26 protein-coding genes are annotated in these 24,610 nt (G+C 55.0%); 14 read left to right on the forward strand and 12 right to left on the reverse strand.

Annotated features, from left to right (window positions below; genetic code table 11):
- Nucleotides 1-17: 17 nt before the first annotated feature.
- The 6 genes from tmk to apbC are packed head-to-tail and all read right to left on the reverse strand — an operon-like array spanning nt 18 to nt 4,839.
- Complete coding sequence (gene tmk, locus JYB84_RS09905; protein ID WP_207319938.1) at nt 18-644, reverse strand: dTMP kinase; 627 nt, start codon at nt 642-644, stop codon at nt 18-20.
- Nucleotides 641-1,651 carry an endolytic transglycosylase MltG gene (mltG, locus tag JYB84_RS09910; RefSeq protein ID WP_207319939.1) on the reverse strand — a complete coding sequence of 337 codons (1,011 nt, stop codon included), beginning with the start codon at nt 1,649-1,651 and terminating at the stop codon, nt 641-643. The genes tmk and mltG overlap by 4 nt, the downstream gene beginning before the upstream one ends.
- The gene (pabC, locus tag JYB84_RS09915) at nt 1,648-2,463 is read right to left on the reverse strand and encodes an aminodeoxychorismate lyase (RefSeq protein ID WP_207319940.1); all 816 of its coding nucleotides are present in this window, start codon (nt 2,461-2,463) and stop codon (nt 1,648-1,650) included. The genes mltG and pabC overlap by 4 nt, the downstream gene beginning before the upstream one ends.
- A gap of 2 nt (nt 2,464-2,465) precedes the next feature.
- A complete protein-coding gene (dcd, locus tag JYB84_RS09920) occupies nt 2,466-3,050 on the reverse strand; it encodes a dCTP deaminase (protein WP_207319941.1) in 585 nt (194 codons plus the stop codon).
- A 26-nt stretch (nt 3,051-3,076) separates the two neighbouring features.
- The gene (udk, locus tag JYB84_RS09925; protein ID WP_207319942.1) at nt 3,077-3,715 is read right to left on the reverse strand and encodes a uridine kinase; all 639 of its coding nucleotides are present in this window, start codon (nt 3,713-3,715) and stop codon (nt 3,077-3,079) included.
- An 11-nt stretch (nt 3,716-3,726) separates the two neighbouring features.
- Nucleotides 3,727-4,839, reverse strand: coding sequence for an iron-sulfur cluster carrier protein ApbC (apbC, locus tag JYB84_RS09930; RefSeq protein WP_207319943.1), 1,113 nt, complete (start codon nt 4,837-4,839; stop codon nt 3,727-3,729).
- Between the two features lie 159 nt (nt 4,840-4,998).
- Between apbC and metG the strand changes: the two genes are divergently transcribed.
- Nucleotides 4,999-7,023 carry a methionine--tRNA ligase gene (gene metG, locus JYB84_RS09935; protein ID WP_207319944.1) on the forward strand — a complete coding sequence of 675 codons (2,025 nt, stop codon included), beginning with the start codon at nt 4,999-5,001 and terminating at the stop codon, nt 7,021-7,023.
- Nucleotides 7,024-7,094: 71 nt separating this feature from the next.
- Here the strand turns inward: metG and JYB84_RS09940 are convergent, their stop codons facing one another.
- The gene (locus JYB84_RS09940) at nt 7,095-7,847 is read right to left on the reverse strand and encodes a Nif3-like dinuclear metal center hexameric protein (protein ID WP_207319945.1); all 753 of its coding nucleotides are present in this window, start codon (nt 7,845-7,847) and stop codon (nt 7,095-7,097) included.
- A 188-nt stretch (nt 7,848-8,035) separates the two neighbouring features.
- On the opposite strand from JYB84_RS09940, the gene JYB84_RS09945 reads away from it, so the two are divergent.
- Nucleotides 8,036-8,398: a hypothetical protein gene (locus tag JYB84_RS09945; protein WP_207319946.1), complete on the forward strand. Its 363-nt coding sequence runs from the start codon at nt 8,036-8,038 to the stop codon at nt 8,396-8,398.
- Nucleotides 8,399-8,462: 64 nt separating this feature from the next.
- Here the strand turns inward: JYB84_RS09945 and JYB84_RS09950 are convergent, their stop codons facing one another.
- Nucleotides 8,463-8,927, reverse strand: a complete 465-nt coding sequence (locus JYB84_RS09950) for an outer membrane lipoprotein (RefSeq protein WP_207319947.1) — start codon at nt 8,925-8,927, stop codon at nt 8,463-8,465.
- 51 nt (nt 8,928-8,978) lie between these two features.
- On the opposite strand from JYB84_RS09950, the gene aat reads away from it, so the two are divergent.
- From aat to infA, 3 genes are all read left to right on the forward strand, one after another.
- Entirely contained in the window at nt 8,979-9,692 is a 714-nt protein-coding gene (gene aat / locus JYB84_RS09955) for a leucyl/phenylalanyl-tRNA--protein transferase (protein WP_207319948.1), read from the forward strand.
- Entirely contained in the window at nt 9,679-10,392 is a 714-nt protein-coding gene (locus JYB84_RS09960; RefSeq protein WP_207319949.1) for an arginyltransferase, read from the forward strand. Before aat ends, JYB84_RS09960 begins: the two co-directional genes overlap by 14 nt.
- Nucleotides 10,393-10,504: 112 nt before the next feature.
- Nucleotides 10,505-10,723: a translation initiation factor IF-1 gene (gene infA / locus JYB84_RS09965; protein ID WP_006081934.1), complete on the forward strand. Its 219-nt coding sequence runs from the start codon at nt 10,505-10,507 to the stop codon at nt 10,721-10,723.
- Between the two features lie 63 nt (nt 10,724-10,786).
- On the opposite strand, the gene clpA is transcribed toward infA, so the two are convergent.
- Nucleotides 10,787-13,045 carry an ATP-dependent Clp protease ATP-binding subunit ClpA gene (gene clpA, locus JYB84_RS09970; RefSeq protein ID WP_207319950.1) on the reverse strand — a complete coding sequence of 753 codons (2,259 nt, stop codon included), beginning with the start codon at nt 13,043-13,045 and terminating at the stop codon, nt 10,787-10,789.
- A 48-nt stretch (nt 13,046-13,093) separates the two neighbouring features.
- Nucleotides 13,094-13,402 (reverse strand): ATP-dependent Clp protease adapter ClpS, encoded by a 309-nt coding sequence (clpS, locus tag JYB84_RS09975; protein WP_207319951.1) that lies wholly within the window; start codon nt 13,400-13,402, stop codon nt 13,094-13,096.
- A 195-nt stretch (nt 13,403-13,597) separates the two neighbouring features.
- On the opposite strand from clpS, the gene cspD reads away from it, so the two are divergent.
- Nucleotides 13,598-13,804 (forward strand): cold shock domain-containing protein CspD, encoded by a 207-nt coding sequence (gene cspD, locus JYB84_RS09980; protein ID WP_207319952.1) that lies wholly within the window; start codon nt 13,598-13,600, stop codon nt 13,802-13,804.
- A gap of 116 nt (nt 13,805-13,920) precedes the next feature.
- On the opposite strand, the gene JYB84_RS09985 is transcribed toward cspD, so the two are convergent.
- Entirely contained in the window at nt 13,921-16,146 is a 2,226-nt protein-coding gene (locus JYB84_RS09985; protein WP_207319953.1) for an NADP-dependent isocitrate dehydrogenase, read from the reverse strand.
- A gap of 212 nt (nt 16,147-16,358) precedes the next feature.
- On the opposite strand from JYB84_RS09985, the gene JYB84_RS09990 reads away from it, so the two are divergent.
- The 6 genes from JYB84_RS09990 (at nt 16,359) to JYB84_RS10015 (ending at nt 22,154) form a co-directional block, all read left to right on the forward strand.
- Nucleotides 16,359-17,162 (forward strand): pseudouridine synthase, encoded by an 804-nt coding sequence (locus JYB84_RS09990; RefSeq protein WP_207319954.1) that lies wholly within the window; start codon nt 16,359-16,361, stop codon nt 17,160-17,162.
- Nucleotides 17,162-17,638, forward strand: coding sequence for an NUDIX hydrolase (locus tag JYB84_RS09995; RefSeq protein WP_207319955.1), 477 nt, complete (start codon nt 17,162-17,164; stop codon nt 17,636-17,638). Before JYB84_RS09990 ends, JYB84_RS09995 begins: the two co-directional genes overlap by 1 nt.
- Nucleotides 17,639-17,782: 144 nt before the next feature.
- Nucleotides 17,783-18,895 (forward strand): tRNA 2-thiouridine(34) synthase MnmA, encoded by a 1,113-nt coding sequence (gene mnmA, locus JYB84_RS10000; RefSeq protein ID WP_207319956.1) that lies wholly within the window; start codon nt 17,783-17,785, stop codon nt 18,893-18,895.
- Between the two features lie 34 nt (nt 18,896-18,929).
- Complete coding sequence (gene hflD / locus JYB84_RS10005) at nt 18,930-19,520, forward strand: high frequency lysogenization protein HflD (RefSeq protein ID WP_207323178.1); 591 nt, start codon at nt 18,930-18,932, stop codon at nt 19,518-19,520.
- 47 nt (nt 19,521-19,567) lie between these two features.
- The gene (purB, locus tag JYB84_RS10010) at nt 19,568-20,938 is read left to right on the forward strand and encodes an adenylosuccinate lyase (protein WP_207319957.1); all 1,371 of its coding nucleotides are present in this window, start codon (nt 19,568-19,570) and stop codon (nt 20,936-20,938) included.
- A gap of 85 nt (nt 20,939-21,023) precedes the next feature.
- Nucleotides 21,024-22,154 carry a cupin domain-containing protein gene (locus JYB84_RS10015; RefSeq protein WP_207319958.1) on the forward strand — a complete coding sequence of 377 codons (1,131 nt, stop codon included), beginning with the start codon at nt 21,024-21,026 and terminating at the stop codon, nt 22,152-22,154.
- Nucleotides 22,155-22,238: 84 nt separating this feature from the next.
- Here JYB84_RS10015 and JYB84_RS10020 read toward each other — a convergent pair whose 3' ends face one another.
- On the reverse strand, nt 22,239-22,682 hold the full coding sequence (locus tag JYB84_RS10020) for a DUF4826 family protein (protein ID WP_207319959.1): 444 nt from the start codon (nt 22,680-22,682) through the stop codon (nt 22,239-22,241).
- Nucleotides 22,683-22,941: 259 nt separating this feature from the next.
- On the opposite strand from JYB84_RS10020, the gene JYB84_RS10025 reads away from it, so the two are divergent.
- Complete coding sequence (locus JYB84_RS10025; RefSeq protein ID WP_207319960.1) at nt 22,942-23,976, forward strand: Glu/Leu/Phe/Val dehydrogenase dimerization domain-containing protein; 1,035 nt, start codon at nt 22,942-22,944, stop codon at nt 23,974-23,976.
- A gap of 204 nt (nt 23,977-24,180) precedes the next feature.
- Nucleotides 24,181-24,525 carry a hypothetical protein gene (locus JYB84_RS10030; RefSeq protein WP_207319961.1) on the forward strand — a complete coding sequence of 115 codons (345 nt, stop codon included), beginning with the start codon at nt 24,181-24,183 and terminating at the stop codon, nt 24,523-24,525.
- Nucleotides 24,526-24,610 lie beyond the last annotated feature (85 nt).

Here is a 24,610-nt window from a genome sequence, read left to right on the forward strand (position 1 = left end):
GGTTGGTTTCCCGGCAATCAAAGACGCTGTTGCAGCATGGCTAAAATATCTTTATGTACTTCGGCCATATCCTGACCGGCATCTATGACCACTATGCTGTCATCTTCCTGCGCCTTGGCAAGATAGGTGGCGCGGGCACGCTCAAAGAATGCCAGCTCCTGCTGCTCAATGCGATCCAACTCCCCCCGACGGGCAGCCCGCCGCAGGCCCAGGGCCGGCTCTATATCAAGGTACAGGGTTAAATCCGGCTTGAAGTCCCCAAGGGTGGCGCGACTGACAGTCTCCACCAGGGACATTAGGCCCCGACCACCGCCCTGATAGGCCAAAGAAGATAAATTGTGCCGGTCACCCAGCACCCATTGGCCCCTGGCCAGCGCGGGTTTAATCACGTTCGCCACCAACTGGGCACGGGCTGCGTATATCAACAGGCACTCGGCCTCATCACACAGGGGATCGCCGGGCTCGGTTGTCTTCACCAGGGTACGGATTTTCTCTGCCAGAGGTGTGCCACCGGGTTCACGGGTGCACAGGGGCGCATGGCCTGTGTATTTTTCAATAAAATCACGTACCAGGCTCACCGCACTGGACTTGCCTGCACCTTCCAGGCCTTCAATAACAATAAAACGGGCTGAATTCTGGCTCATTGTGCTTTTCTCTGAAACTGGTTAACTGCCCTGTTGTGCTCGGCCAGGCTAACTGAAAATACGTGACTGCCGTCATTGCGGGACACAAAATACAAATAATCAGCCGCGGCAGGTTGGGCGGCGGCCATCAAGGCGGCCCGGCCCGGCGCCGCTATGGGTGTCGGCGGCAGACCATCAATACGATAGGTGTTGAAGGGCGTCGCTTCGAGCAGATCTTTTCGACTGATGTTACCCTTGAAACGTTCGCCCATGCCGTAAATCACAGTAGGATCTGTCTGCAGACGCATCTTGCGCTGTAGCCGATTGATAAATACTGCGGCTATCAAAGGCCTTTCATCGGCGCGGCCGGTTTCCTTTTCAATGATGGAGGCCAGGATCAGCAGCTCATAGGGATCTTTCAGTGGCAGTCCGGCAGCGCGCTGGGCCCAGGCACTGTTTAGCTCCTGCAGCATTTTCCTGTGACTCTGTCCGAGCAGGTCGAGCACACTGTCATCGGCATGATAGCTGTAGGTGTCAGGAAAAAACTTACCCTCAGGCAAGCCACTGGTATCGCCATTATCCTGCAAGGTTTTCAAAAATGGTTGTTCCACCCAGCTAAGGTGGGCGGCCGTCTGCAACTGGCTTTGCCATTCCTTTACCGTTAACCCTTCCACCAGGGTCACACTGAACACCTTGGTCTTTCCTGAGACCAAGAGCGCCAGCAATTGCCTGAGCTTGGTGCCGGGTTCCACCTGGTACAAACCACTGCGAATAGCACCAAGTTCGGGCTGCAGTCGCAACAGCCAGGGGTACTGCCAATTATCCGCTAACAGCTTTTGGGCCACCAGTTGCCTGCCCAGGGCCTTGGCGGAGGTGCCACGTTCTACCTTGAATTCAATTGGGGAATCGAGCGACAGTGGTGCATCGGCAAACCCTTGTACCTGCTGCCACCCCCAGTAAGCGGCCAGCGCAGCCAGCAATGACAGGCTCAACAGCGCAGTAACTATGGTTTTTAACAGCCGCGTCATAGGCTCATATCCATCATGTGCCTCATGCTATCCGTATGTTCAAAAGGCGGATAAGAGTATTGGTCTATGCGCAGCACATTCACAGGACCCAGCAAACTATTACAAAGGAATACATGCCGGCTTTGGGCCAGCACGCTGTCATCAAGATCGCAGCAACGCACCCGATAGCCAAGCGCCAACAGGGCCTTGATCACTTGCTCCCGGGTGACACCGGCCACACCGGCACGGGTGATAGCAGGCGTTAACACTTCTTCTTCCGTGACAAAAAACAAATTGGCCATGGAGGTTTCAATGATCAATTCATCACTGTCGCGCACCAGCCAATCCTGGGCCCACTCGGGCAAGGCTTGGCTGCGGATCAGTACCTGCTCAAGACGATTAAGGTGCTTAATGCCGGCAAGCAAAGGTTGACGGCCGAGCCGCACTTCGCTGCTTGCCAGGGCGACACCTTGCTGTTGCCACCTTGGATAATGGGCCGGGACAGGACTGAAACTGATGATTTCGGAGGCCTTGGCCTCTTGCGGCGGCTGATAACCGCGACCACCACAGCCCCGGGTCAGCACCAATTTAAGGCATTGACCGGGATGCAATGCGGCAAGATGTTGCAGCTGTGCTTGCAGCATGTCCGAGGGGGACCACTTTATGCCGATACGCGCCGCGCCCTGGCTCAAGCGCAGCAGGTGCTGTTCCAGCATCAGTATGGTTCCGGAGCCGGAAACCCTCATGGTGGCGAACAGACCATCACCATAGGCCAGACCGCGGTCCAGGGCCGAGATCTGGTCCGTTTGCACACCATTGACCCACACCGCCATGGTCAGCTGTCCTGGCTGATGCGGCTCGCTACCGCTTCCTGTTGATCTTTGTACTTGGCGTTTTTACGGGTGTTGTAGGGCCGGGCAACCGGGCCGCTGAGGCGTTCAAAATTGAGTGCACCAATGGTCATACCCGGGCGCAATGCCAAGGGCAGTTTGCCGCTGTTATAGAACTCCAGCACTATCTTGCCCTGCCAGCCCGGATCGATACGGTGGGCCGTCACATGCACCATCAGGCCCAGACGGGCCAGGGAGGAACGACCATCAAGCCAGCCCACTATGTCGGCGGGCAGGGTCACGCTCTCGTGGGTCACCGCCAGCGCCAACTCCCCGGGATGCAGGAAGAAAGCATTGCCGTCAGCAATCTCTATCTTGTCACTCATCACCCGGTCGAGGGCTTCCTGTACCTCACGGGACGGACCACTCAGGTCGATAAAAGGCGCGGTATGATCCTGAAACACGCGGAATTGGTTGCCCAGGCGCACATCCACACTGACACCACTGATGGCATCGCTGCCGGGCCGTGGTTCAATCAATATGGTGCCTTCATCAAGGGCCTGTTCAATTTCAATGTCGGTCAAGCGCATCTTGCCTGTTACTCCCTGAGTCGTAATTATTTTGCCAACAGGTGTTGGATTCTGGCCTTCAATATGTCGGTGGCAATGCGATTTTTGCCGCCACGTGGAACTATGATGTCTGCATATTGCTTTGAAGGCTCGATAAATTGCAAGAACATGGGTCTGACCGTCTTCTTGTACTGGCTGATGACGGACTCCATGGTCCGGCCACGTTCGGCCACATCGCGGGTCAGGCGGCGCAGGAAGCAAATATCCAGCGGTGTATCCATAAAGACGCTGGCATCCATTTGCTCCCTGAGTTCGGGATCGGTGAGCAGCAGTATCCCTTCCAGGATGATGACCTTTTTCGGGGTCATGGTGCGGGTCTCTTTCATCCTGGTGTGCTCTGTGTAGCTGTATACGGGGATCTCCACCGGCTGACCTTCCTTGAGCGCCTTCAGGTGCTGCCCCAGCAACTGATGGTCCATGGCCTTGGGATGGTCATAATTGGTCTGCACCCGCTCTTCCATCGACAGATGACTCTGATCTCTGTAATAGGCGTCTTCGGCGATTACGCCTATTTGATCTGTGCCCAGATCGTGGCACAACTCTTCATATATGGTTTTGGCAATGAGGCTCTTGCCCGAGGCGGAGGCTCCGGCAATTCCGATAATGACACATTGCTGCGAATTCATACTTTTGGACCTTACTCGTCATCTGAAAGACTGATAGAAACACCGGATTGACTGTGTGACAGCGCCAATTGCGCTCCCACCTTGCGGGCAATCTCCCGGTAGATTGCGGCAAGTTCACCCGAAGGTTCGGCCACCACTGAAGGTTGCCCTACATCCATGCCTTCCCTGATGCGGATATTCAGTGGCAAGGCACCCAGCATGGGCACGCCATAACGCTGGGCAATTTTGTCACCGCCATGGGCACCGAAGGGATGTTCCTTGTGTCCACAGGCGGGACACAGGTGATAACTCATATTTTCCACTATCCCGAGCACGGGAATATTCACTTTCTGGAACAGATTGACGCCCTTTTTGGCATCCAGCAGCGCAATATCCTGGGGGGTGGTCACCACTACTGCGCCACTGACCGCCACCTTTTGTGACAGGGTCAGCTGGATATCGCCGGTTCCCGGTGGCATGTCCACCACCAGATAATCCAGCTCGGGCCAGGCGGTTTCGTTGATAAGCTGCGCCAGGGCACCGGCCGCCATGGGGCCACGCCAAACCGCGGCCTGCTCTTCGTTAATGATAAAGCCTATGCTCTGGGCGCAGATACCGTGGGCCCTGGCCGGGTTCATGTGCACCCCATCGTCTGACTGGGGTTGGAAATCGGCAATGCCCAGCATCAAAGGAATTGAGGGGCCGTAGATATCGGCATCGAGGATCCCGACCCTGGCGCCTTCTACTGCCAGGGCCAACGCCAGATTCACCGCCGTGGTGGATTTTCCCACGCCGCCCTTGCCGGAAGCCACGGCGATAATATGGGCAACCCTGGCCAGAGTGCCTTGCCTGTCGGCAGAGGTCTTTGGTACCACGAAACTGAACTCACAATCCACCGACTTAATAGCGGGCAAGCGGGTTAAGGCGGTCGCCAACTGCCCGGCTGTTTCCGCCTGGATGCCGCTACAGGGATAGGGATAACTCAGCCCCAGTTGCAGCCTGTCGCCTTGCATTGCCAGACTGGTCACGCAGCCGGCGCTGACCAATCCGCGCCCCAAATAAGGGTCAATGTGGGCATCGAGCAGGGCGAGCACAGGGCCGAGCAAGGCACCATCCAGACGATAGTCAGCGGCAATTTGAGACAAGGCAATTTCCCCCGGACAAAAATTTGGCCAAGTGTATCAGATATTGACGAAAAGATGCGTGCATAAATAGCACAGTCGCACAGGCTTTTGATGAAAAACCGTGAGCTATCGGTTAGTATCTAGGCCAATTATTCCGGGACTAACATGATTTTGAGAAAAATGGCAAATTCACAACGCAAGATCCTTGTCACCAGCGCCCTGCCCTATGCCAATGGCCCAATCCACCTGGGGCACATGCTGGAATACATTCAGACCGACATCTGGTCGCGCTATCAGAAGCTGCGTGGCCACGAGTGTCACTATATCTGTGCCGACGATGCCCACGGTACCCCCATCATGCTCAAGGCCCAGCAGCTCGGCATGGCCCCCGAGGACATGATTGCCCAAGTCAACGTCGAGCATCAGCAGGATTTTGCCGATTTCAACGTTGCCTTTGATAACTATCACAGCACCCACAGCGACGAAAACCGTCAGCTGGCGAGCGATATCTATCTGAAGCTCAGGGACAATGGTTTCATCAAGAGCAAGACCATCTCCCAGCTGTTTGACCCCGAAAAGTCCATGTTCCTGCCGGATCGCTTCGTCAAGGGCACCTGCCCCAAGTGCAAGTCCGAAGATCAGTACGGTGACAACTGTGACGCCTGCGGTGCCACCTACAGCCCCACAGAGCTTATCAATCCACGCTCGGCGGTCAGCGGCGCCACCCCGGTGATGAAGGAGACCGAACACTTCTTCTTTGATCTGCCCGCCTTCGAGGGCATGCTCAAAGAGTGGACCCGCTCCGGTGCGCTGCAATCTGAAATGGCCAACAAGCTCGATGAGTGGTTCGAGCAAGGACTGCAACAGTGGGACATCACCCGCGATGCGCCTTATTTCGGCTTTGAAATTCCGGATGCGCCCGGCAAGTATTTCTACGTCTGGCTCGACGCGCCCATAGGTTACATGGGCTCGTTCAAGAACTTCTGTGACAAGCGCGGCGACATTAATTTCGACGAGTTCTGGAACAAGGACTCCAAGGCCGAGGTGTACCACTTCATCGGCAAGGACATTGTCTACTTCCACAGCCTGTTCTGGCCCGCCATGCTGCACGGCGCCGGGTTTCGCCAGCCCAGCAGCGTTTATGCCCACGGCTACGTGACGGTTAACGGTGCCAAGATGTCCAAGTCCAAGGGTACCTTTATCAAGGCCCGCACCTATCTGGATCATCTGGATCCTGAGTACCTGCGTTACTACTATGCCGCCAAGCTCAGCGCCCGCATCGACGATCTGGACCTGAACCTGGAAGACTTCGCCCAGCGGGTTAACTCGGATCTGGTGGGTAAACTGGTGAACCTGGCCTCCCGTACCGCCGGCTTTATCAGCAAGCGCTTCGATGGCCGATTGGCAAAAATCAAGGACACCAGCCTGGCTGACACCTTCCTCCTCAAGCAGGATCTTATCGCCGAGTATTACGAGAGCCGCGAATACGGCAAGGCGATGCGGGAAATCATGGCGCTGGCGGACCTGGCCAACGGTTATGTGGCTGATGCCGCCCCCTGGCAGCTGGTTAAGCAGGACGACAAACAGGAAGAGGCCCATCAGGTATGCTCCAATGCCCTGAACCTGTTCCGTATTCTGGTGACCTACCTCAAGCCCGTGCTGCCACGCCTGGCCAAGGATGTGGAAGACTTCCTGCAGCTGGAATTGTGCTGGGACAAGCTGGAATTGGATCTCGCCGGCCACGAAATTGCCGTATTCAAGCCCATGATGCAGCGTGTGGAACTGGACAAGGTCGCCGCCATGGTGGAGGCCTCCAAGGAAAACCTGCAGGCTACCGAAGCCAAGCCCACAGGGCCCCTGGTGGACGATCCCATCAGCGAGACCATCAACTACGAAGACTTTGCCAAGGTTGACCTGCGCATCGCCCTCATCAAGAAGGCCGAAGCCGTGCCCGAAGCCGACAAACTGCTGAAACTGCAGCTGGATATCGGCGGTGAAGTGCGCCAGGTGTTTGCCGGTATTAAATCTGCCTACAATCCGGAAGATCTGGAAGGCAAGCTGACCGTGATGGTGGCCAACCTGGCACCACGCAAGATGCGCTTTGGCATGTCAGAAGGCATGGTGCTGGCAGCCGGTCCCGGCGGCAAGGATCTTTGGGTACTTGAGCCGCACGAAGGTGCCAAGCCCGGTATGCGGGTTAAATAATTGGGTCAAATAAGACCCAAGTAAAAAAGGCCGCGATTGCGGCCTTTTTTATTGCTGTCATCCGGCAAAGATCAGACGGGATTGCTGATATCCACAAAATGGTGCTCAAGGCCAAACTTGCGCGCCAAATGCTGCCCCAGAGCCTCAATGCCGAAGCGCTCGGTGGCGTGATGCCCGGCAGCGAAATAGTGGATCCCCTGCTCCTGGGCACTGTGGAAGGTACGCTCAGACACTTCGCCGCTGATAAAGGCATCCACACCCATCTGCACCGCCATATCGATATAATCCTGGGCACCGCCGGTACACCAGGCCACACTGTGGATGGTCCCCTTGGGATCGCCAATGTGCAGCGGTGTGCGGCCAAGGGCTCGCTCCAGGGTGGCACCGAACTCTGCGGCAGTCTGTGACAGCTCGGTATGACCCCACCACAGCAATCCATCGCCCAAACTCTCGTGGGCTTCGGCCTCAATCAGTCCCAGCTTGTCGGCCAGGGTCGCATTGTTACCGACCACGGGATGGGCATCGAGCGGCAGATGATAACCGAAGAGGCTGATATCGTGTTGCAGCAGCGCCTTGATGCGCCGCTGCTTCATGCCGGTAATGACCTCAGGCTCGTTTTTCCAGAAAAAGCCGTGGTGCACCAGCAGTGCATCGGCATTCAGCGCTATGGCCTTGTCTATCAGGGCCTGACAGGCGGTCACACCGGTCACCAGGGTGCGGATCTCCTCCTTGCCTTCAACCTGCAAGCCATTGGGGGCATAGTCTTTGAATCTGTTGATTTGCAGAAAATCTGCCAGGTATGCGTCTAACTCAGTGCGCTTCATTGCGCCCTCCTCCATAGTGACCATTTGGTTCCCAGTGTACCCTTAGCTCGCTGATACTCAAGGCGATTAGCAGCCAGATCCATCGCCGTTGGCGAAAATTTGCCCTCGAAATTGGACATAGGCGTCCCAGACTTTTAAAATTGCCGCCATACCTGAAATGTAAACAATAACAGCGATAGGTTGATTCTATGTCAAAACTGACCAAAGAAGAGGTGATTGCAGCCCTGGAAGCGGCGTTGGAACAACAACAAGGCCGTAAGGTGGTAATTGAGCAAAAAGGCAGCTGGTACAAGATTGATGATGGCAAGTCTCTGCGCTTCGGCGAGCTGGAAGCCATGCTGGCAGAGCTGAGTGGCGCCGCCAAGCCCGTGGCGGCCAAAAAAGCAGCTCCAGCCAAGCCCACAACGGCCAAGCCAACAGCCGCCAAAGCAGCGCCGACAAAGAAGCCGGCCGTTAAGACAGATGGCAATACAGGCGGCCTGACGCCCAAAGAATTATGGCGCCAAAAACTGCAGGCCCAGCGAAAGAACCAATTGCCTCGGGGCTTTTAAACCCCCATAGCAACAGGGCTGCCCATGGCGGCCTTGCTGTTTGCCAACCATCTTTGGCGATGCATTACATGGCCAAATCGACCCGCACCGAGCCCACCAGATAGACCACCCGCACCTGATCACCAGCCTTGAGCGGCATACCGGGATCCACATCCTGGATCACCATAATCTGACTGTCGTCCTCCAGGCGGATCATCAGCTCCAGCAAGCGATATTGCCGGTAATAGGCGCCACCGCTTTGATTGGCCACACCACCGCCTATCAGGGCGCCGAGTACGGTTGCCACATCCCGGCCAGTGCCACTGCCGAATTGATGGCCAATGACGCCACCGAGCAAGGCCCCGCCGAAGGTGCGCCAACCCCGGTTTCTGTCTTCCACCAATTGGCTCTCGCTGATCTGGCGAACCGACAGCACTTCGCCGTATAGCACTTTTTCCACCGGTACGGCCTGGTTGCGTTCGTACTCCGCCAGGGCGGAGGTAACAGGCATCAGCACCAGCAATAGCCCAAAGAGTACAGGTTTCCACATAAGATATTTTCCGCTAACTTATAAAGAGGCTCTCTTAAATAATATGCAATTGTGAACTCTCTGTCTTTTATCGATGATGAGCTGGTGCAATTTCCTTCGCCGGAACTGGCATTGGCCGATCCCAATGGTTTGCTTGCCATAGGGGGTTCGCTGCACCCCAACCGCCTGTTGGCCGCCTACTACGAGGGCATATTCCCCTGGTTCAACGCCGATGACCCCATACTCTGGTGGTCGCCGGATCCCAGGGCGGTCTTTATCCCGGGCGAGCTTTACATCAGCAAGAGCCTGAAAAAATCACTGCGACGCCACCCCTGGCGCATCACCATCAATCAGGCCTTTTCCGATGTGATGGCCGGTTGCGCCCAGCCAAGGGCCAAGCAGGATGGCACCTGGATCACCACCACAATACAAATGGCCTACCGGGAATTGCATGTGCAGCAAAGGGCCCATTCGGTGGAGGTCTGGCTCGGCGAGCGCCTGGTGGGTGGCCTCTATGGCCTGGCTGTCGGCCAGGTGTTCTGTGGTGAATCCATGTTTCATCGCCACACAGATGCCTCCAAAATAGCCATGCTGGCCCTGCATCAGCACCTATCCACCCAGGGGTTCAAGTTACTCGATGCCCAGGTTATGAATCCACATCTGGAAAGTTTGGGAGCCCGGAGCATCAGCAGAACGGAATTTCTGGCGCGATTGAAGCAACTGCGGGACTTGGAGGTCAGTCCTGATTGCTGGCGCCCGAGGGAGGTACAACTTGGAGCCTGTTAATACCCGTATCAGCGTCGGTATCAGCCGCCTGTTCCCCTGTAGCTATATTGAGGGACAGCAGGAGCAGTTGCTGATCATTCAGGAAAGCAGCCTTGACAGCAGCCTGTTCGAGCGGCTGCTGGCGCTGGGTTTCAGGCGTAGCGGCGATGCCATTTACAAGCCCCGCTGTCCCCACTGTGATGCCTGCAAACCCCTGCGTTTACCCGTTAATGAGTTCAGGGCATCAAAGCGTCAAAAGCGCACCCTGGCGGGTAACAGGGATTTGAGTTGGTATATGGTGAGCCAAAGCAGTGACGAGCATTATGCCCTGTACGATGCTTATATTCGTCAAAGGCACCATGATGGCCCCATGTTTCCTCCGACTCGCGAACAATTTGACCATTTTATCCGCTGCCATTGGCTGCCACCGCAATTCCTCGAACTCCGGCTTGAGGGCAATTTAGTGGCTGTGGCGGTCACAGATGTGCTGCCCAACAGCCTTTCTGCCATTTACAGCTTTTTCCATCCCGATTATGACAAACGCTCCCTTGGCAGCCAGCTGATCCTGACCCAGATACAGATAGCCAGAGATTGGGGAAAGGACTTTCTCTACCTTGGATATCAAATAGATGAAAATCGCAAGATGAACTACAAGCGCCTCTATCACCCCTATCAAATTCTTGGTCCCATGGGGTGGGAATACGGCGAAGCCAGAAGTTGAATTTCCCCTCGCCGGGCCGGTAATCATTTAGCCGCTCCCCTTTACAGTCCGGGTAAATTGCGGCATGATACGCCCGTTTTTCATATTTGAAGGCTAATGGGACAATTAATTAATGGCGAAAGAAGACAACATTGAGATGCAAGGCACCATTCTGGAGACCTTGCCAAACACAATGTTTCGCGTAGAGCTTGAAAACGGTCATGTGGTGATTGCCCACATCTCCGGCAAGATGCGCAAAAACTACATCCGGATCCTGACCGGCGACAAGGTAACCGTTCAGCTGACCCCGTACGACTTGACCAAGGGTCGCATCGTCTTCCGCGCCCGCTAATCCCGCTTCAATTATGCAAAAACCCGGCCTGAGCCGGGTTTTTAATTACCTGAAACAGCGGGGTCAGGTCACCTTCTCGGCACACTCAGTGCTGATCACTATCTCACCGTCTTTGGCATCCACATGGGCAATACCGCCCTGCTCCAGGGTACCAAACAGTATCTCATCGGCCAGGGGCCGCTTGATAAGCTCGGTCACCACCCGGGCCATGGGTCTGGCACCCATTGCCTTGTCGTAACCCTTCTCGGCGAGCAGGGTGCGGGCTTCGTCGCTGACATGCAGAGTCACGCGCTTGGTGTCCAATTGTGCCTGCAATTCCACCAGGAACTTGTCCACCACCTTGGCTATGATGGTCATATCCAAATGGTTGAACCAGATGATGGAATCGAGCCGGTTACGGAACTCGGGTGAAAAGACCCGGTTGATTTCCGACATGGCATCGTGGCTGTGATCCTGCTGTTTGAAGCCAATGGATTTACGCACTGTTTCCTGTACCCCGGCATTGGTGGTCATCACCAGGGTCACATTGCGAAAGTCCGCCTTGCGGCCATTGTTGTCGGTCAGGGTACCGTGATCCATCACCTGCAGCAGCAGGTTATAGACATCCGGGTGCGCCTTTTCTATCTCATCGAGCAATACCACACTGTGTGGATGCTTGATGACGGCATCGGTCAGCAGACCGCCCTGGTCATAACCCACGTATCCCGGAGGCGCACCGATCAGGCGCGACACTGTATGGGATTCCATGTACTCGGACATATCGAAGCGGGTCAGCTTAAGCCCCAGGCACTTGGCCAACTGATTGGTGACTTCGGTTTTACCCACCCCTGTGGGGCCGGCAAACAGGAAGCTGCCGACGGGTTTGGTTTCGGTGCCCAAACCACTGCGGGACAGGCGAATGGCGGCACTCAGGCTTTCTATGGCCTTGTCCTGGCCGAAAACCACCATCTTGAGGTTACGTTCCAGGTTCTTGAGCATTTCCCTGTCACTGCTGGAAACCGATTTTTCCGGGATCCTGGCTATCTTGGCGATGATCGACTCGATTTCCGCCTGACCTATGGTTTTCTTGCGCTTACTCAGGGGCTGCATTGCCATTCTGGCGCCGGCTTCATCGATGACGTCTATGGCCTTGTCCGGCAGGTGTCTGTCATTGATGTGCTTGGCACTGAGCTCCGCGGCAGCACTCAGGGCCGCCAGGGTGTACCGCACCCCATGGTGCTCTTCGTACTTGCTCTTGAGGCCCTGCAAAATCTTGGTGGTTTCAGCCACGCTGGGCTCGTTGATATCGATTTTCTGGAAGCGGCGCGCCAGCGCTCTGTCCTTCTCGAATATGCTCTGATATTCCTGGAAGGTGGTTGAGCCCATGCAGCGCAGATTGCCACTGGATAACAAGGGCTTAAGCAGATTGGATGCATCCATTACACCACCTGAGGCCGCACCGGCACCTATGATGGTATGAATTTCATCGATGAACAGTATCGCGTGCTTGTCGCTGCTCAGCTCTTTCAGCAAATTCTTGAAGCGTTTTTCAAAATCCCCCCGATACTTGGTACCGGCCAACAGGGCGCCAAGATCCAGAGAATATACAGTGGCTTCCTGCATCACCTCGGGCACATCGTTGTTGACTATCCGGTAGGCCAGGCCTTCGGCAATGGCGGTTTTACCTACGCCCGCCTCCCCCACCAACAGGGGATTGTTTTTGCGACGACGGCAAAGGATCTGAATGGAGCGCTCTATCTCATCATGTCGTCCTATCAGGGGATCAATATTGCCCTGACTTGCCAACAGATTGAGATTGCTGGCAAATTGCGACAGCATACTGCTCTGCTCTTCGCCTTCGCTGTGATCTTCAATGCGCTCCTGCTCCTGAGGTGCCGGCGCATCCTCGTTCTTGGAGAAGCCATGGGAGATATAATTCACCACGTCCAGGCGAGTGATGTCACTGCGCCTGAGCAAGTACACGGCCTGGGATTCCTGTTCACTGAAAATCGCCACCAGGACGTTGGCCCCCGTCACCTCATTGCGACCGGATGACTGCACATGGAATACGGCCCGCTGCAATACCCGTTGAAAACCCAGGGTTGGCTGGGTTTCCCTGTCATCGTCGGGATCTGTGATTAGTGGGGTGGTCTGTTGGATGAAGCTCGCCACTTCATCCCTGAGTTTATCTATATCGGCACCACAGGCCAGCAATGCTGCCTGGGCGGCAGGGTTGTCTATCAACGCCAACAGCAGGTGTTCAACCGTCATGTACTCATGACGGGCGTCCCTGGCTTGCTGAAACGCCAGATTTAAGGTCACTTCGAGATCTTTGTTCAGCATAGGCACCCCCTCAAAATACGACACATGCGCAATAACTAGCTACTCGGGTTAGGCTTTTTCCAGTGAACACAGCAATGGATGTTGATTTTGTCTGGCAAACTGGTTCACCTGCACTACCTTGGTTTCAGCTATGCCAAAGGGAAACACACCACACACCGCTTTCCCCTGATGATGGATTTGCAACATGACTTCCGTGGCTTGATGCTCATTCATTCTGAAGAACAGTTGAAGTACTTCTACCACAAAATCCATGGGGGTGTAATCGTCATTATTGAGGATTACCTTATACATGGGGGGTGGCATCAGTTCGGTGTCAGCGCGTTCGACCACGCGCTCGATATTTCCTGCTTTCGCCATAATAGCAATTTTAGCCTCTCGGATTTGGCAGTACCAAATGATACCGCGAATTTACGCAGATGTTGCTTCTTTGTTAATTTTCGCTTGACATCCACAAGTGCTGCTTTCATTCTGTTCATCGAGCGGAGATACGGACCCTGCTCAATCAGGTTTTACTATCTTACTGGGAAGTAGACAACAGAAGGAAGTGGAAGTATGGCAAGCGGAACTGTTAAATGGTTCAACAACGCCAAAGGATTCGGGTTTATCTGCCCTGATGAAGGTGGTGAGGACGTTTTTGCGCACTATTCAACTATCGAAATGGAAGGCTATCGAACTCTAAAAGCAGGCCAACCAGTCCAGTTCGAAGTGGAACAGGGCCCTAAAGGGATGCACGCTTCAGCGATTTCGCCGGCAAAATGATATTTTGCTGACAGGAAACCAAAAAGGCAGCTAAAAGCTGCCTTTTTATTTGCCCAGCCTTTACCTGAACCCATAAAAAACGGGAGCCTGAGCTCCCGTTTTTTATTCAGTCAACATCAAGCATTGATGAATTGATTGAGGGTGGCGCTTGGGCGCATCACCTGGCTGGCCTTGTCGGCATCCAGACGATAGTAACCGCCCAGATCCACTGCCACACCCTGGGCACCGTTCAGCTCGGACACTATCTTGGCTTCGTTGGCGCTGAGGCCATCGGCCAGGGTCTTGAAGTAAGCCGCCAGTTCGGCGTCCTGGGTCTGGGCAGCCAGAGCCTGGGCCCAGTACATGGCCAGATAGAAGTGCGAACCACGGTTGTCAATCTGACCCACACGGCGGGCCGGTGACTTGTTCTCGTCGAGGAACTTGCCAATGGCAGCATCCAGGGTATCGGCCAGTACCTGCGCCTTGGGCACGCCGGCGGTTTGCGCCAAATGCTCAAAGGAAGCCGCCAGGGCCAGGAATTCACCCAGTGAATCCCAACGCAGGTAGTTTTCCTGCTCTACTTGCTCCACGTGCTTGGGCGCACTGCCACCGGCACCTGTCTCAAACAGACCGCCACCGTTCATCAGCGGCACAATTGACAGCATCTTGGCACTGGTGCCCAGTTCCAGAATAGGGAACAGATCGGTCAGGTAATCACGCAGTACGTTACCTGTTACCGAGATGGTGTCTTTACCGTCTTTCATGCGCGCCAGAGAGAAACGGGTCGCTTCTTCGGGAGACATAATATGGATTTCCAGACCACTGGTGTCATGCTGCGGCAGGTAGGCTTCCACCTTCTTGATCAGCTGGGCATCGTGGGCACGGTTCTTGTCGAGCCAGAATACCGCTGGAGTATTGGACAGACGGGCACGCTTGACGGCCAGCTTGACCCAATCCTGGATAGGGGCATCTTTCACCTGACACATACGGAAGATGTCACCGGCTTCCACCTGATGGCGCATCAGCACTGTACCTGCGCTGTTGACCACAGTGATTTCGCCTTCTTCGGCCACTTCAAAGGTCTTGTCATGGCTGCCGTATTCTTCGGCTTTCTGGGCCATCAGACCCACGTTTGGCACGCTGCCCATGGTGGTAGGATCGAACGCACCATGCTCTTTACAGAAATTGATGGTTTCGTTGTAAACACCGGCATAGCAACGATCGGGGATCATAAACTTGGTGTCGTGCAGTTGACCGTCAGGGCCCCACATCTGGCCTGAAGAACGGATGGCGGCAGGCATGGAGGCGTCGATGATCACATCGCTTGGCACGTGCAGGTTGGTGATGCCCTTGTCGGAGTTCACCATGGCCATGGCAGGACGCTCGGCATAGATGGCCTTGATGTCGGCTTCAATGGCGGCGCGCTCGGCTTCAGGCAGGGATTGCAGCTTGGCAACCACGTCACCGAAACCGTTGTTCACGTCCACGCCCAGGCGGGCAAACAGCTCGCCGTGCTTGTCAAACAGAGGTTTGAAGAAGGCCTTAACCGCGTGACCGAACATGATGGGGTCAGATACCTTCATCATGGTGGCCTTGAGGTGCAATGACAGCAGTACGTTTTGATCTTTGGCCGCGTTGATTTCGCGCTCATAGAAGGCCACCAGAGCCTTCTTGCTCATCACAGCAGAGTCGATAATTTCACCGGCCTGCAGTTTCAGACCTTGCTTGAGCACCTTGGCTTCGCCGGCCTTGTTGGTCAGCACTATATTAACCGCATCGGCCGCGTCCAGGGTGACAGATTGCTCTGAGCCGTAGAAATCACCTTCGCTCATGTGAGACACATGGGATTGGGAATCCTTGCTCCACTTACCCATGGAGTGTGGATTCTTGCGGGCATAGTTTTTAACGGACAGAGGCGCACGGCGGTCAGAGTTGCCTTCACGCAACACGGGGTTTACCGCACTGCCTTTGATCTTGTCATAACGGGCCTGAATGGCTTTTTCTTCGTCATTCTTCGGCTCATCAGGATAATTGGGAATATCGTAACCCTTGGCCTGCAATTCCTTGATACAGGCCTTGAGCTGTGGAATGGAAGCCGAAATATTGGGCAGCTTGATGATGTTGGCTTCGGGTTGGGTCGCCAGCTCACCCAGCTCAGCCAGGTGATCACCAATGCGCTGGGCATCGGTCAGCTTTTCGGGAAATGCAGCGATAACGCGGCCGGACAGAGAGATATCACGGGTCTCGATTTTCACTCCCGCAGGCTTGGCAAACGCCTGAATGATGGGCAGCAGTGACAGGGTTGCCAGTGCCGGTGCTTCATCGGTTTCGGTGTAAATAATCGTTGGAGAATTATCTTTCATTTTATTTCCTACATTATTGTAAAATAAGAATTATTATTTTTATTCTGTCCGGAACGGCGCCGCATTTTCCTGGTGGGCTGCCAGTCCCATCGCCGCCAAACCTTGCGGTATTCGAGGCCCGATAATCGTCCCCGCTTCCCCTTGGGCCACGGCATTTTAATGGCGGACATCATAGTGCATCCACGCCAATATTCAAATTCCACTAACGGCGAATGCCAAGTAGACTGTACAGATCTGCAAACAAACCGGAAATTTCAGTGCCAAAGCCGACTTCCACCCCAAGGGCCAGAAGTGACCGCAGCACCCGCGGCAATAAAAGTACCGCCACCGCTCCCCGCCCCCTTTCCGGGCGGTCAAAGCCCAAAGCTGTGCCCAAGGCCAACCCCCGGGCCACACCTACGCAAAAGCCTAAGTCCAAACCAAAGGGGCCGACCCAGGTGGTACTGTTCAATAAGCCTTTCGATGTGCTGTGCCAGTTTACCGATGAAGATGGTCGTCAAACCCTGAAGGACTTTATCCCCATCAGCGATGTCTATGCCGCCGGTCGGCTCGACAGGGACAGCGAAGGCTTGTTGCTGCTGACCAACAATGGCGCCCTGCAATCCAGGCTGACCGAGCCCAAGCGCAAAACCTGGAAAACCTACTGGGTGCAGGTGGAAGGCATTCCCGATGCCGCCGCCATTAACGCCCTGCAACAGGGGGTGGAGCTTAAAGATGGCATGACGGCGCCCGCCAGGGTGCGCCCCATGGCGGCCCCCGATGTCTGGCCCCGTAATCCGCCCATACGGGAGCGGCAATCTGTGCCCGACAGCTGGCTGGAAATTCAGATCTGTGAAGGTCGCAACCGTCAGGTCAGACGCATGACAGCCCATGTGGGTTACCCAACCCTGAGGTTAATCCGCTGGCAAATAGGCGAATTTTGTCTGGGGGATTTGGCCAGCGGCGAATACCGACTGCTGAGCCCGGAAGAATTGGCCCGCTTGGAAAAGGCTGCCACAGGCGGGAGGAACAGCTAATGGACAGATACAGACCCAATGTCACAGTGGCCTGCGTTATCGAGGCTGCGGGACAGTTTTTGTTCGTGGAAGAAACTATCGACGGTCACGCCACCCTCAACCAACCGGCGGGGCATCTGGAAGCCGGTGAAAGCCTGTTGCAGGCCTGCAGCCGCGAGGTACTGGAAGAAACCGGTCTGCAATTAATGCCGCAGGGATTGGTGGGTATTTATCAGTTCAGCGCCTCACCTGAGCTGGCGTTTCTGCGATTCACCTTTTATTGCCAATTGCCGGCGCCCCTTACGGGCCGCCCCCAGGATAAGGTCATCAAGGACCTGCACTGGCTGAGTCCGGCGCAGCTGGATAACAGCCCCCTCGCCCTTCGCAGCCCCTTGGTTCGCAAATGTATTGAGGATTACCTGGCCGGCAAACGCTTCAGCCTTGATCTGCTGGACAGCAGCATGCTGGCGATAGCCGCTGAGGCCAAGGCGTGCTAGAATACGGCCCCGCACAAACGGCCACTAAGTTGAGATAAGGTTAAGAGCTAAAGTTAAGAGCTAAGCTCAGAGCCGGCAGATTAATGCCGATAGCGCCTCTGGGGCCGTGCACCATCCAACAGTTTTTATGGTTTTCAGGAAAGTATGACGTCAACTAGCCCTTCTTCTGCCAAAAAAGTCATCGTCGGCATGTCCGGCGGCGTGGACTCCTCCGTATCCGCTTACCTGCTGCTGCAGCAGGGTTACCAGGTGGAAGGCTTGTTCATGAAAAACTGGGAAGAAGACGATACCAACGAATACTGTGCCGCCGCCGAGGATCTCAAAGATGCCCAGGCGGTGTGCGACAAACTGGGGATCAAACTGCACACGGTCAACTTTGCCGCCGAGTACTGGGACAATGTGTTCGAGTATTTCCTCGCCGAATACAAGGCCGGCCGGACCCCGAATCCGGACATCATGTGCAACAAGGAAATCAAGTTCAAAGCCTTCCTGGAATTCGCGGACGAGATCCTCGACGCCGATTACATCGCCATGGGCCACTACGTGCGCCGCCGCGACACAGGTGACAAGACCGAAATGCTGCGCGGTATCGATGGCAACAAAGATCAGAGTTACTTCCTTTATACCCTGAGTCACGAGCAGGTGGCCCGCAGCCTGTTTCCGGTCGGCGAACTGGAAAAACCCGAGGTGCGCCGCATCGCGGAGGAACAGGGACTGATCACCCATGACAAGAAAGACAGCACAGGCATCTGTTTTATCGGCGAACGCAAGTTCAAGGATTTTCTCGCCACCTACCTGCCAGCGCAGCCCGGTGACATTGAAACTCCCGAGGGTGAAGTGGTCGGCCGTCACGAAGGTCTGATGTATCACACCCTGGGTCAACGCAAGGGTCTGGGCATAGGCGGCATGAAAAACGCCAATGACGATCCCTGGTATGTGGTCGACAAGGACATAGAGCGCAATGTACTGGTGGTCGCCCAGGGCGGTCACCACCCAAGGCTGATGTCGGTCGGCATGATGGTCAATCAGTTGCACTGGGTAGACAGAGTCGGTCCCGCCGATGGCGCGGCCATCACGGTCAAGACCCGTTATCGCCAGCAGGACATAGGTTGCCGTGTCGAACATGTTGCCGACGGCCTTATCCGCGTCATCTTTGATGAAGCCGTAGCTGCGGTTACCCCGGGGCAATCCGCGGTCTTTTACGACGGCGAAGTGTGCCTCGGTGGCGGCATTATCGACAGTCTTATCAAGGAGTAACGCCGTGTCTGCAGCAGCTTTGGAAGCAAGAACCATGGCCTTTGCCGGCATATTGCAGGCACTGGCCCAGGTACAATACCTGGCCCGCCATGGTGACGGCGACAAAGACGCCATGGCCGCCAGTCTGAACACCATCCTGGTGACCAATCCGGATCAGCCGGACGATGTGTATCAGGATAAGCAGCAGCTGCACAGCGGCTATAAGTGGATTATCAATCAGCTCGGTGACGGCAGCGACAAAGACGTGGAAATTACCCGCTACCTGGTGGGCTTGCTGGCCCTGGAGCGCAAGCTGAGCCGCAATCGTCAGGCCCTGGGCATGCTTGCGGAGCGCATCAATCAAATTCATCGCCAGCTCAATCACTTTGCCATTACCGATGAGCAGGTCATCGCCAATCTGGCCAGTATTTACAGCGACATCATCAGCAATCTTGGGCCCAAACTGCAGATCACAGGCAACCCCTTGGTATTGCAACGGCCCCAGGTGCAGCAGAAAATCCGCGCCCTGTTATTGGCTGCCATGCGCAGCGCCGTGTTGTGGCGCCAGCTCGGCGGCAAACGCCGTCATCTGGTGTTTGCCCGTAAGGCAATAGTGGATGTCGCCAGAAAAAATCTAAATTTTTAAACAGCTTACCCTATAAACAATAAAGCAAGTTCATCAAGGAGCTTACAATGGATCTTTCCGCACTGACTGCTATCTCTCCGGTAGACGGCCGTTATGGCAGCAAAACTGTCGAACTCCGTGGGATTTTCAGCGAGTACGGTCTTACCAAGTATCGTGTTCAGGTCGAAATCAACTGGCTCAAGCTGCTTTCCAGCTGTCCAGAAATTGAAGAAGTCCCGCCCTTCAGCGAGGACGCCCTGGCGCTGCTCGATGGCATCAAGGACAAGTTCAACGAAGCCGATGCCCTGCGGGTGAAAACCATTGAAAGCACCACCAACCACGATGTGAAGGCGGTCGAGTACTTCATCAAGGAAAAGATTGCCGGCAATGCCGAGCTGGTCGCCATTGATGAATTCGTACACTTTGCCTGTACCTCCGAAGACATCAACAACCTGTCCCACGGTCTGATGCTCAAGGAAGCCCGTGAGCAGGTTATAGTGCCTTATTGCCAAAAGCTGATTGATGCCATCAAGGCGCTGGCCAAGGCCAACAAGAGCGTGCCCATGATGTCACGTACCCATGGTCAGCCAGCCTCCCCTACCACGCTCGGTAAAGAGATGGCCAACGTGGTGGTGCGCCTTGAGCGCCAGCTCAAGCAGATCCAGGCCGTGGAAATCATGGGCAAGATCAACGGTGCCGTGGGTAACTACAACGCTCACCTGTCGGCCTATCCCGAAGTGGATTGGCACGCGCTGTCACAGCGCTTTGTCACCAGCCTGGGCCTGAATTGGAACCCCTACACCACCCAGATCGAACCCCACGATTACATTGCCGAGCTGTTTGATGCCCTGGCCCGCTTCAACACCATCATCATCGACTTCGATCGTGATATCTGGGGCTACATAGCACTGGGTCACTTCAAGCAAAAGACAGTGGCCGGTGAAATAGGTTCGTCCACCATGCCGCACAAGGTTAACCCCATCGACTTCGAAAACTCCGAAGGCAACCTGGGGATTGCCAACGCTCTGATGCAGCATCTGGCGTCCAAACTGCCGGTTTCCCGCTGGCAGCGCGACCTGACCGACTCCACAGTACTGCGCACCCTGGGTGTGGGTATTGCCCACAGCATCATCGCCTTCCAGGCAACCCTTAAGGGGATCAGCAAGCTGGAAGTCAACGAAGCCAGCCTGGCCAAGGAACTGGATAACAACTGGGAAGTGCTGGCCGAGCCGGTACAGACGGTGATGCGTCGCTATGGTATCGAAAAGCCCTACGAGAAGCTCAAGGAGTTGACCCGTGGTAAGCGCATCGATGCAGCCCAATTGGCCCAGTTCATCGATAACCTGGAACTGCCACAAGCGGTCAAGGCAGAGTTGAAACTGCTGACCCCGGCCAACTATATCGGCCGCGCCGAAGCCTTCGTAGACGACCTCAAGTAACACGAGTTCCGGTCACAAGAGGCGGCACTGGTTTCCAGTACCGCCTTTTTTCACCCTGTCATTACCCGCTTATGGACCTTCCACCATGTATCAGTTGAATATAGATAAAGCCGAATTCCTGCGGGATGTCTGGCAACAGCAACCCAAGGTTTTCCCCCGCGCCTTTGTGGACTTCGTCGACCCCATCGCCGCCGATGAACTGGCGGGTCTGGCCTGCGAAGAGGAAGTTTCTTCACGCATAGTGGTCACCAAGGGCAATGACTGGGAAGTGATATCCGGCCCCTTTGAAGACTACGACGCCTACGGTGAGAGCCACTGGCAACTGCTGGTACAGGCGGTAAATCACTGGTACCCCGACGCCCAGCCGCTGGTGGAAGCCTTTCGCTTTCTGCCCGACTGGCGTTTTGATGATCTGATGGTGTCCTTTGCCACGCCCCAGGGCGGCGTAGGTCCCCATATAGACAACTACGATGTGTTCATTATCCAGGGTGAAGGCCGCCGTCGCTGGACCGTGGGTCCCAAAGGCCAGTACGCGCGCCGTGGCAATAATCCCGAATCACCGCTGATTGAAGACTTTGAACCCATCATTGACGTGGTGCTGGAGGCCGGGGATGTGCTCTATATTCCTCCGGGATTCCCTCATCAGGGCGAAACCCTGAGTCTGGCCCTGTCCTATTCCATGGGATTTCGGGCACCGAGTCAGCAGGAGCTGGTAAGTGAATTGGCAGATTTCCTTATCGATACCAATCAGGGGCAGCAGCGTTTTATCAGCAGCAGTGAAGCCGGCAGCCAAGGCCTGGTATCCTGCAGCGAACAGACTGGGATCATGGCCCTGTTGGCCGAGCTGGCAAATACGCCGTCCCAGTACATACCTGTGCTTGGCAAGTTGCTCAGTCAAAACCGCTTTGAACTCGATATCTGCGAAAACGAATCGGCGATGGATCTGACCGAGCTGACCGACGCGCTCGACGATGGCGCCAATCTGGTGCGCATTGGCGGCTTGAAAGTGTTGCGAATGGAAGCGGATCCCGAGGCCCGTCTGTTTATTGCCGGTGAAAGCTTGCCAATAACCGAGGCCAGCCCTGACGAGTTATCTCTGGTTGCCAATGCCACTTGCCTGGATGCCGGCGCTGTGGCCCCCCTGCTGGCCAAGCCCTGCTGGCAAAACTTCTGGTTGACCATGCTGGAAAAAGGCTACTGGTACCTGGGTGAATAAGCCCAGGCCACACCCATTAAAAAAGGCACCCTGAGGTGCCTTTTCTATTTGAGCAAGCCTTAATCGACTGGGCTCAAGCCACACTTAGCCCCAGAGTTTCTCGTCGGCCTGCATCTGATACAGGCTTTGGGCTCGGGAGATCAACAGATTGGCAAACTTGGCCTGGGTGGGGTCTTTAACCGCACCTGACTTAATGAGATTTTCAGCCTTCAGCTGCCACATCATGGAGAAATGACGCATGGCCTCGCGCGCGGTGCCCGCGACTTTGACATCCACATAATCGGTGGGCAGATCGCCCGACATGACCCAGAAGGTCTGTTTGGCAGGCTTTTGGGCTTCCATCTTCCACACTGCAACGTAGGGAGGCAGGTAACGGCATTCATCCACCAGCACCTTGCCGGGCAATATGCCCTTCTCGGCCAGGAAACGGTTGGCCTTTTGAAAATGAGCCCGGACCCACTCCTGACGCATGGCTTCAGCATCCATCTGAGTGTTATTGACTTGTGGCTCTACAGCTTGTTCAGTCATACTTCTTTCCTATCTTATTGTTATGCTGCGGATTATATCTACTATCTGTTCATTGTCTTGCTGACAGTTTCATCCTCACTCCAGCCAAAGCTTACGTTGACGTAAAGTGGAAAGCAAAATTGCCATGTCGATCACAATTAATCCGCATTCAGGCTTGGTCGAGAGTAGCGCTAAATGCTATCGTTCTGCAATAAATATAACAAGTCGACCGCGGGCCCCTGGCCTGCGGTATTTTTAAGCGCATAGCGGAGATCTCCACGTGGCTGTATTCAATCATGTATCTTATGACGAACATGAACAGGTTGTTTTCTGTCATGACAAAGAAAGTGGCTTAAAGGCCATTATCGCCATCCACAACACCAACCTCGGTCCAGCCGTCGGTGGCTGCCGTATGTGGAATTACCACTCGGATGATGAAGCACTGACCGACGTTCTGCGCCTGTCCCGTGGCATGACCTACAAAAACGCCCTGGCCGGTCTGGAAATGGGTGGTGGAAAGTCAGTGATCATTGCCGATCCCAAGACCCAGGACAGGGAAAAACTGTTCCGCGCCTTCGGCCGTTTCATCAATACCCTGGGTGGCAAATACTACTCAGCCGAAGATGTGGGCACCACCACAGCCGACATCATGATTGCCCATCAGGAAACGCCTTACATGGCCGGTCTTGAAGGCAAGAGTGGCGATCCTTCTCCATTCACCGCTCTGGGCACTTATCTGGGTATCAAGGCTGCCGTTAAGCATCAGCGTGGTCTGGACAGCCTCAAGGGCCTGAAAATTGCCGTACAGGGTGTTGGCCATGTGGGCTACTACCTGTGCAAGCACCTGCATGAAGAAGGTGCCGAACTGGTGGTGACCGATATCCATCAGGCTTCTTTGGATCGCGTTGCCAGCGAATTTGGCGCCACGGTCGTTGCCCCTCAGGATATCTATGTTCAGGACGTTGACGTTTATGCACCTTGCGCCTTGGGTGCCACTCTGAACGATGCCACCCTGCCGTTGCTGAAAGCTTCCATAGTCGCCGGTTGTGCCAACAACCAGCTGGCAGAGCCACGTCATGGCAAACAACTGAAAGAGATGGGCATACTCTATGCGCCTGACTATGTGATTAACGCCGGCGGCATCATCAACGTCTCTTTCGAAAAAGATTACGATGCGGCCAAGTCCACCGCCAAGGTTGAGCAGATCTACAACACCCTGCTGACCATTTTTGCCAAGGCTGACGAGCAAAATCGCACCACGGGTGAAGTGGCCGATGAGATGGCCAAAGCCATCATTGACGGCGCCAAAGCCTGAGTTTAGTCCGCTGTCATAGTCGGATTGCAGCAAAAAGGGAAGTGTCCAAACACTTCCCTTTTTCCATTTTTTAGACGAAAAAATTTATTCCCAACGTCAACAGTCAGATAGCTTACCGACACACAAATTTCATCAATTTGACGTGGAAAAGCCCCCCTCACTCTGCTTGAATTAGTCACTCGTTCCCCTTTCAAGGACAGAGCCATGGTCAGTTTCAAATATGATCTGAATCAGCACAGGGTCGAGTTGCAGGCCAGCAACTGGTGTGGACTGGAACGGGTTTTTGTTGACGGTCAAATGGTGTCCAGCAAACTCAACTTTGGCCAACAAAGCGAACATGCCGTGCCTTTGGGTGACGGTAATCCCTGCAAATTTCAACTACTTATTGACCCACAAACCGAAGAGCTCATGTGCCGCATCTACAAGCGCAATGAATTGGTTGCCAGCCTGAAACAAGGCAAACAAAACCTGATCCAGAGCCAGCGCATGGTCCAGCAAGGCATGATCATGTGCTGCAGCCTGGTGTTGGTGGCCCTGCTGTTATTCTGACCTGCTATTGTTCTGACCGCAGTTCTGACCTGCTGTTGTTCTGACCTGCTGTTGTTCTGAACTGAGGTTTTTCTGAACTGAGGCT

This window comes from Shewanella cyperi (assembly GCF_017354985.1).
In the GTDB taxonomy this organism is placed as follows: Bacteria; Pseudomonadota; Gammaproteobacteria; order Enterobacterales; family Shewanellaceae; genus Shewanella; species Shewanella cyperi.

Excerpts from the sequence above, each read along its gene's own strand:
- tmk (WP_207319938.1), bottom strand. The coding sequence starts at position 644 with ATGAGCCAGAATTCAGCCCGTTTTATTGTTATTGAAGGCCTGGAAGGT.
- mltG (WP_207319939.1), bottom strand. The coding sequence starts at position 1,651 with ATGACGCGGCTGTTAAAAACCATAGTTACTGCGCTGTTGAGCCTGTCA.
- pabC (WP_207319940.1), bottom strand. The coding sequence starts at position 2,463 with ATGGCGGTGTGGGTCAATGGTGTGCAAACGGACCAGATCTCGGCCCTG.
- dcd (WP_207319941.1), bottom strand. The coding sequence starts at position 3,050 with ATGCGCTTGACCGACATTGAAATTGAACAGGCCCTTGATGAAGGCACC.
- udk (WP_207319942.1), bottom strand. The coding sequence starts at position 3,715 with ATGAATTCGCAGCAATGTGTCATTATCGGAATTGCCGGAGCCTCCGCC.
- metG (WP_207319944.1), top strand. The coding sequence starts at position 4,999 with ATGGCAAATTCACAACGCAAGATCCTTGTCACCAGCGCCCTGCCCTAT.
- JYB84_RS09940 (WP_207319945.1), bottom strand. The coding sequence starts at position 7,847 with ATGAAGCGCACTGAGTTAGACGCATACCTGGCAGATTTTCTGCAAATC.
- JYB84_RS09945 (WP_207319946.1), top strand. The coding sequence starts at position 8,036 with ATGTCAAAACTGACCAAAGAAGAGGTGATTGCAGCCCTGGAAGCGGCG.
- JYB84_RS09950 (WP_207319947.1), bottom strand. The coding sequence starts at position 8,927 with ATGTGGAAACCTGTACTCTTTGGGCTATTGCTGGTGCTGATGCCTGTT.
- infA (WP_006081934.1), top strand. The coding sequence starts at position 10,505 with ATGGCGAAAGAAGACAACATTGAGATGCAAGGCACCATTCTGGAGACC.
- clpA (WP_207319950.1), bottom strand. The coding sequence starts at position 13,045 with ATGCTGAACAAAGATCTCGAAGTGACCTTAAATCTGGCGTTTCAGCAA.
- clpS (WP_207319951.1), bottom strand. The coding sequence starts at position 13,402 with ATGGCGAAAGCAGGAAATATCGAGCGCGTGGTCGAACGCGCTGACACC.
- cspD (WP_207319952.1), top strand. The coding sequence starts at position 13,598 with ATGGCAAGCGGAACTGTTAAATGGTTCAACAACGCCAAAGGATTCGGG.
- JYB84_RS09985 (WP_207319953.1), bottom strand. The coding sequence starts at position 16,146 with ATGAAAGATAATTCTCCAACGATTATTTACACCGAAACCGATGAAGCA.
- JYB84_RS09990 (WP_207319954.1), top strand. The coding sequence starts at position 16,359 with ATGCCAAGTAGACTGTACAGATCTGCAAACAAACCGGAAATTTCAGTG.
- JYB84_RS09995 (WP_207319955.1), top strand. The coding sequence starts at position 17,162 with ATGGACAGATACAGACCCAATGTCACAGTGGCCTGCGTTATCGAGGCT.
- mnmA (WP_207319956.1), top strand. The coding sequence starts at position 17,783 with ATGACGTCAACTAGCCCTTCTTCTGCCAAAAAAGTCATCGTCGGCATG.
- hflD (WP_207323178.1), top strand. The coding sequence starts at position 18,930 with ATGGCCTTTGCCGGCATATTGCAGGCACTGGCCCAGGTACAATACCTG.
- purB (WP_207319957.1), top strand. The coding sequence starts at position 19,568 with ATGGATCTTTCCGCACTGACTGCTATCTCTCCGGTAGACGGCCGTTAT.
- JYB84_RS10015 (WP_207319958.1), top strand. The coding sequence starts at position 21,024 with ATGTATCAGTTGAATATAGATAAAGCCGAATTCCTGCGGGATGTCTGG.
- JYB84_RS10020 (WP_207319959.1), bottom strand. The coding sequence starts at position 22,682 with ATGACTGAACAAGCTGTAGAGCCACAAGTCAATAACACTCAGATGGAT.
- JYB84_RS10030 (WP_207319961.1), top strand. The coding sequence starts at position 24,181 with ATGGTCAGTTTCAAATATGATCTGAATCAGCACAGGGTCGAGTTGCAG.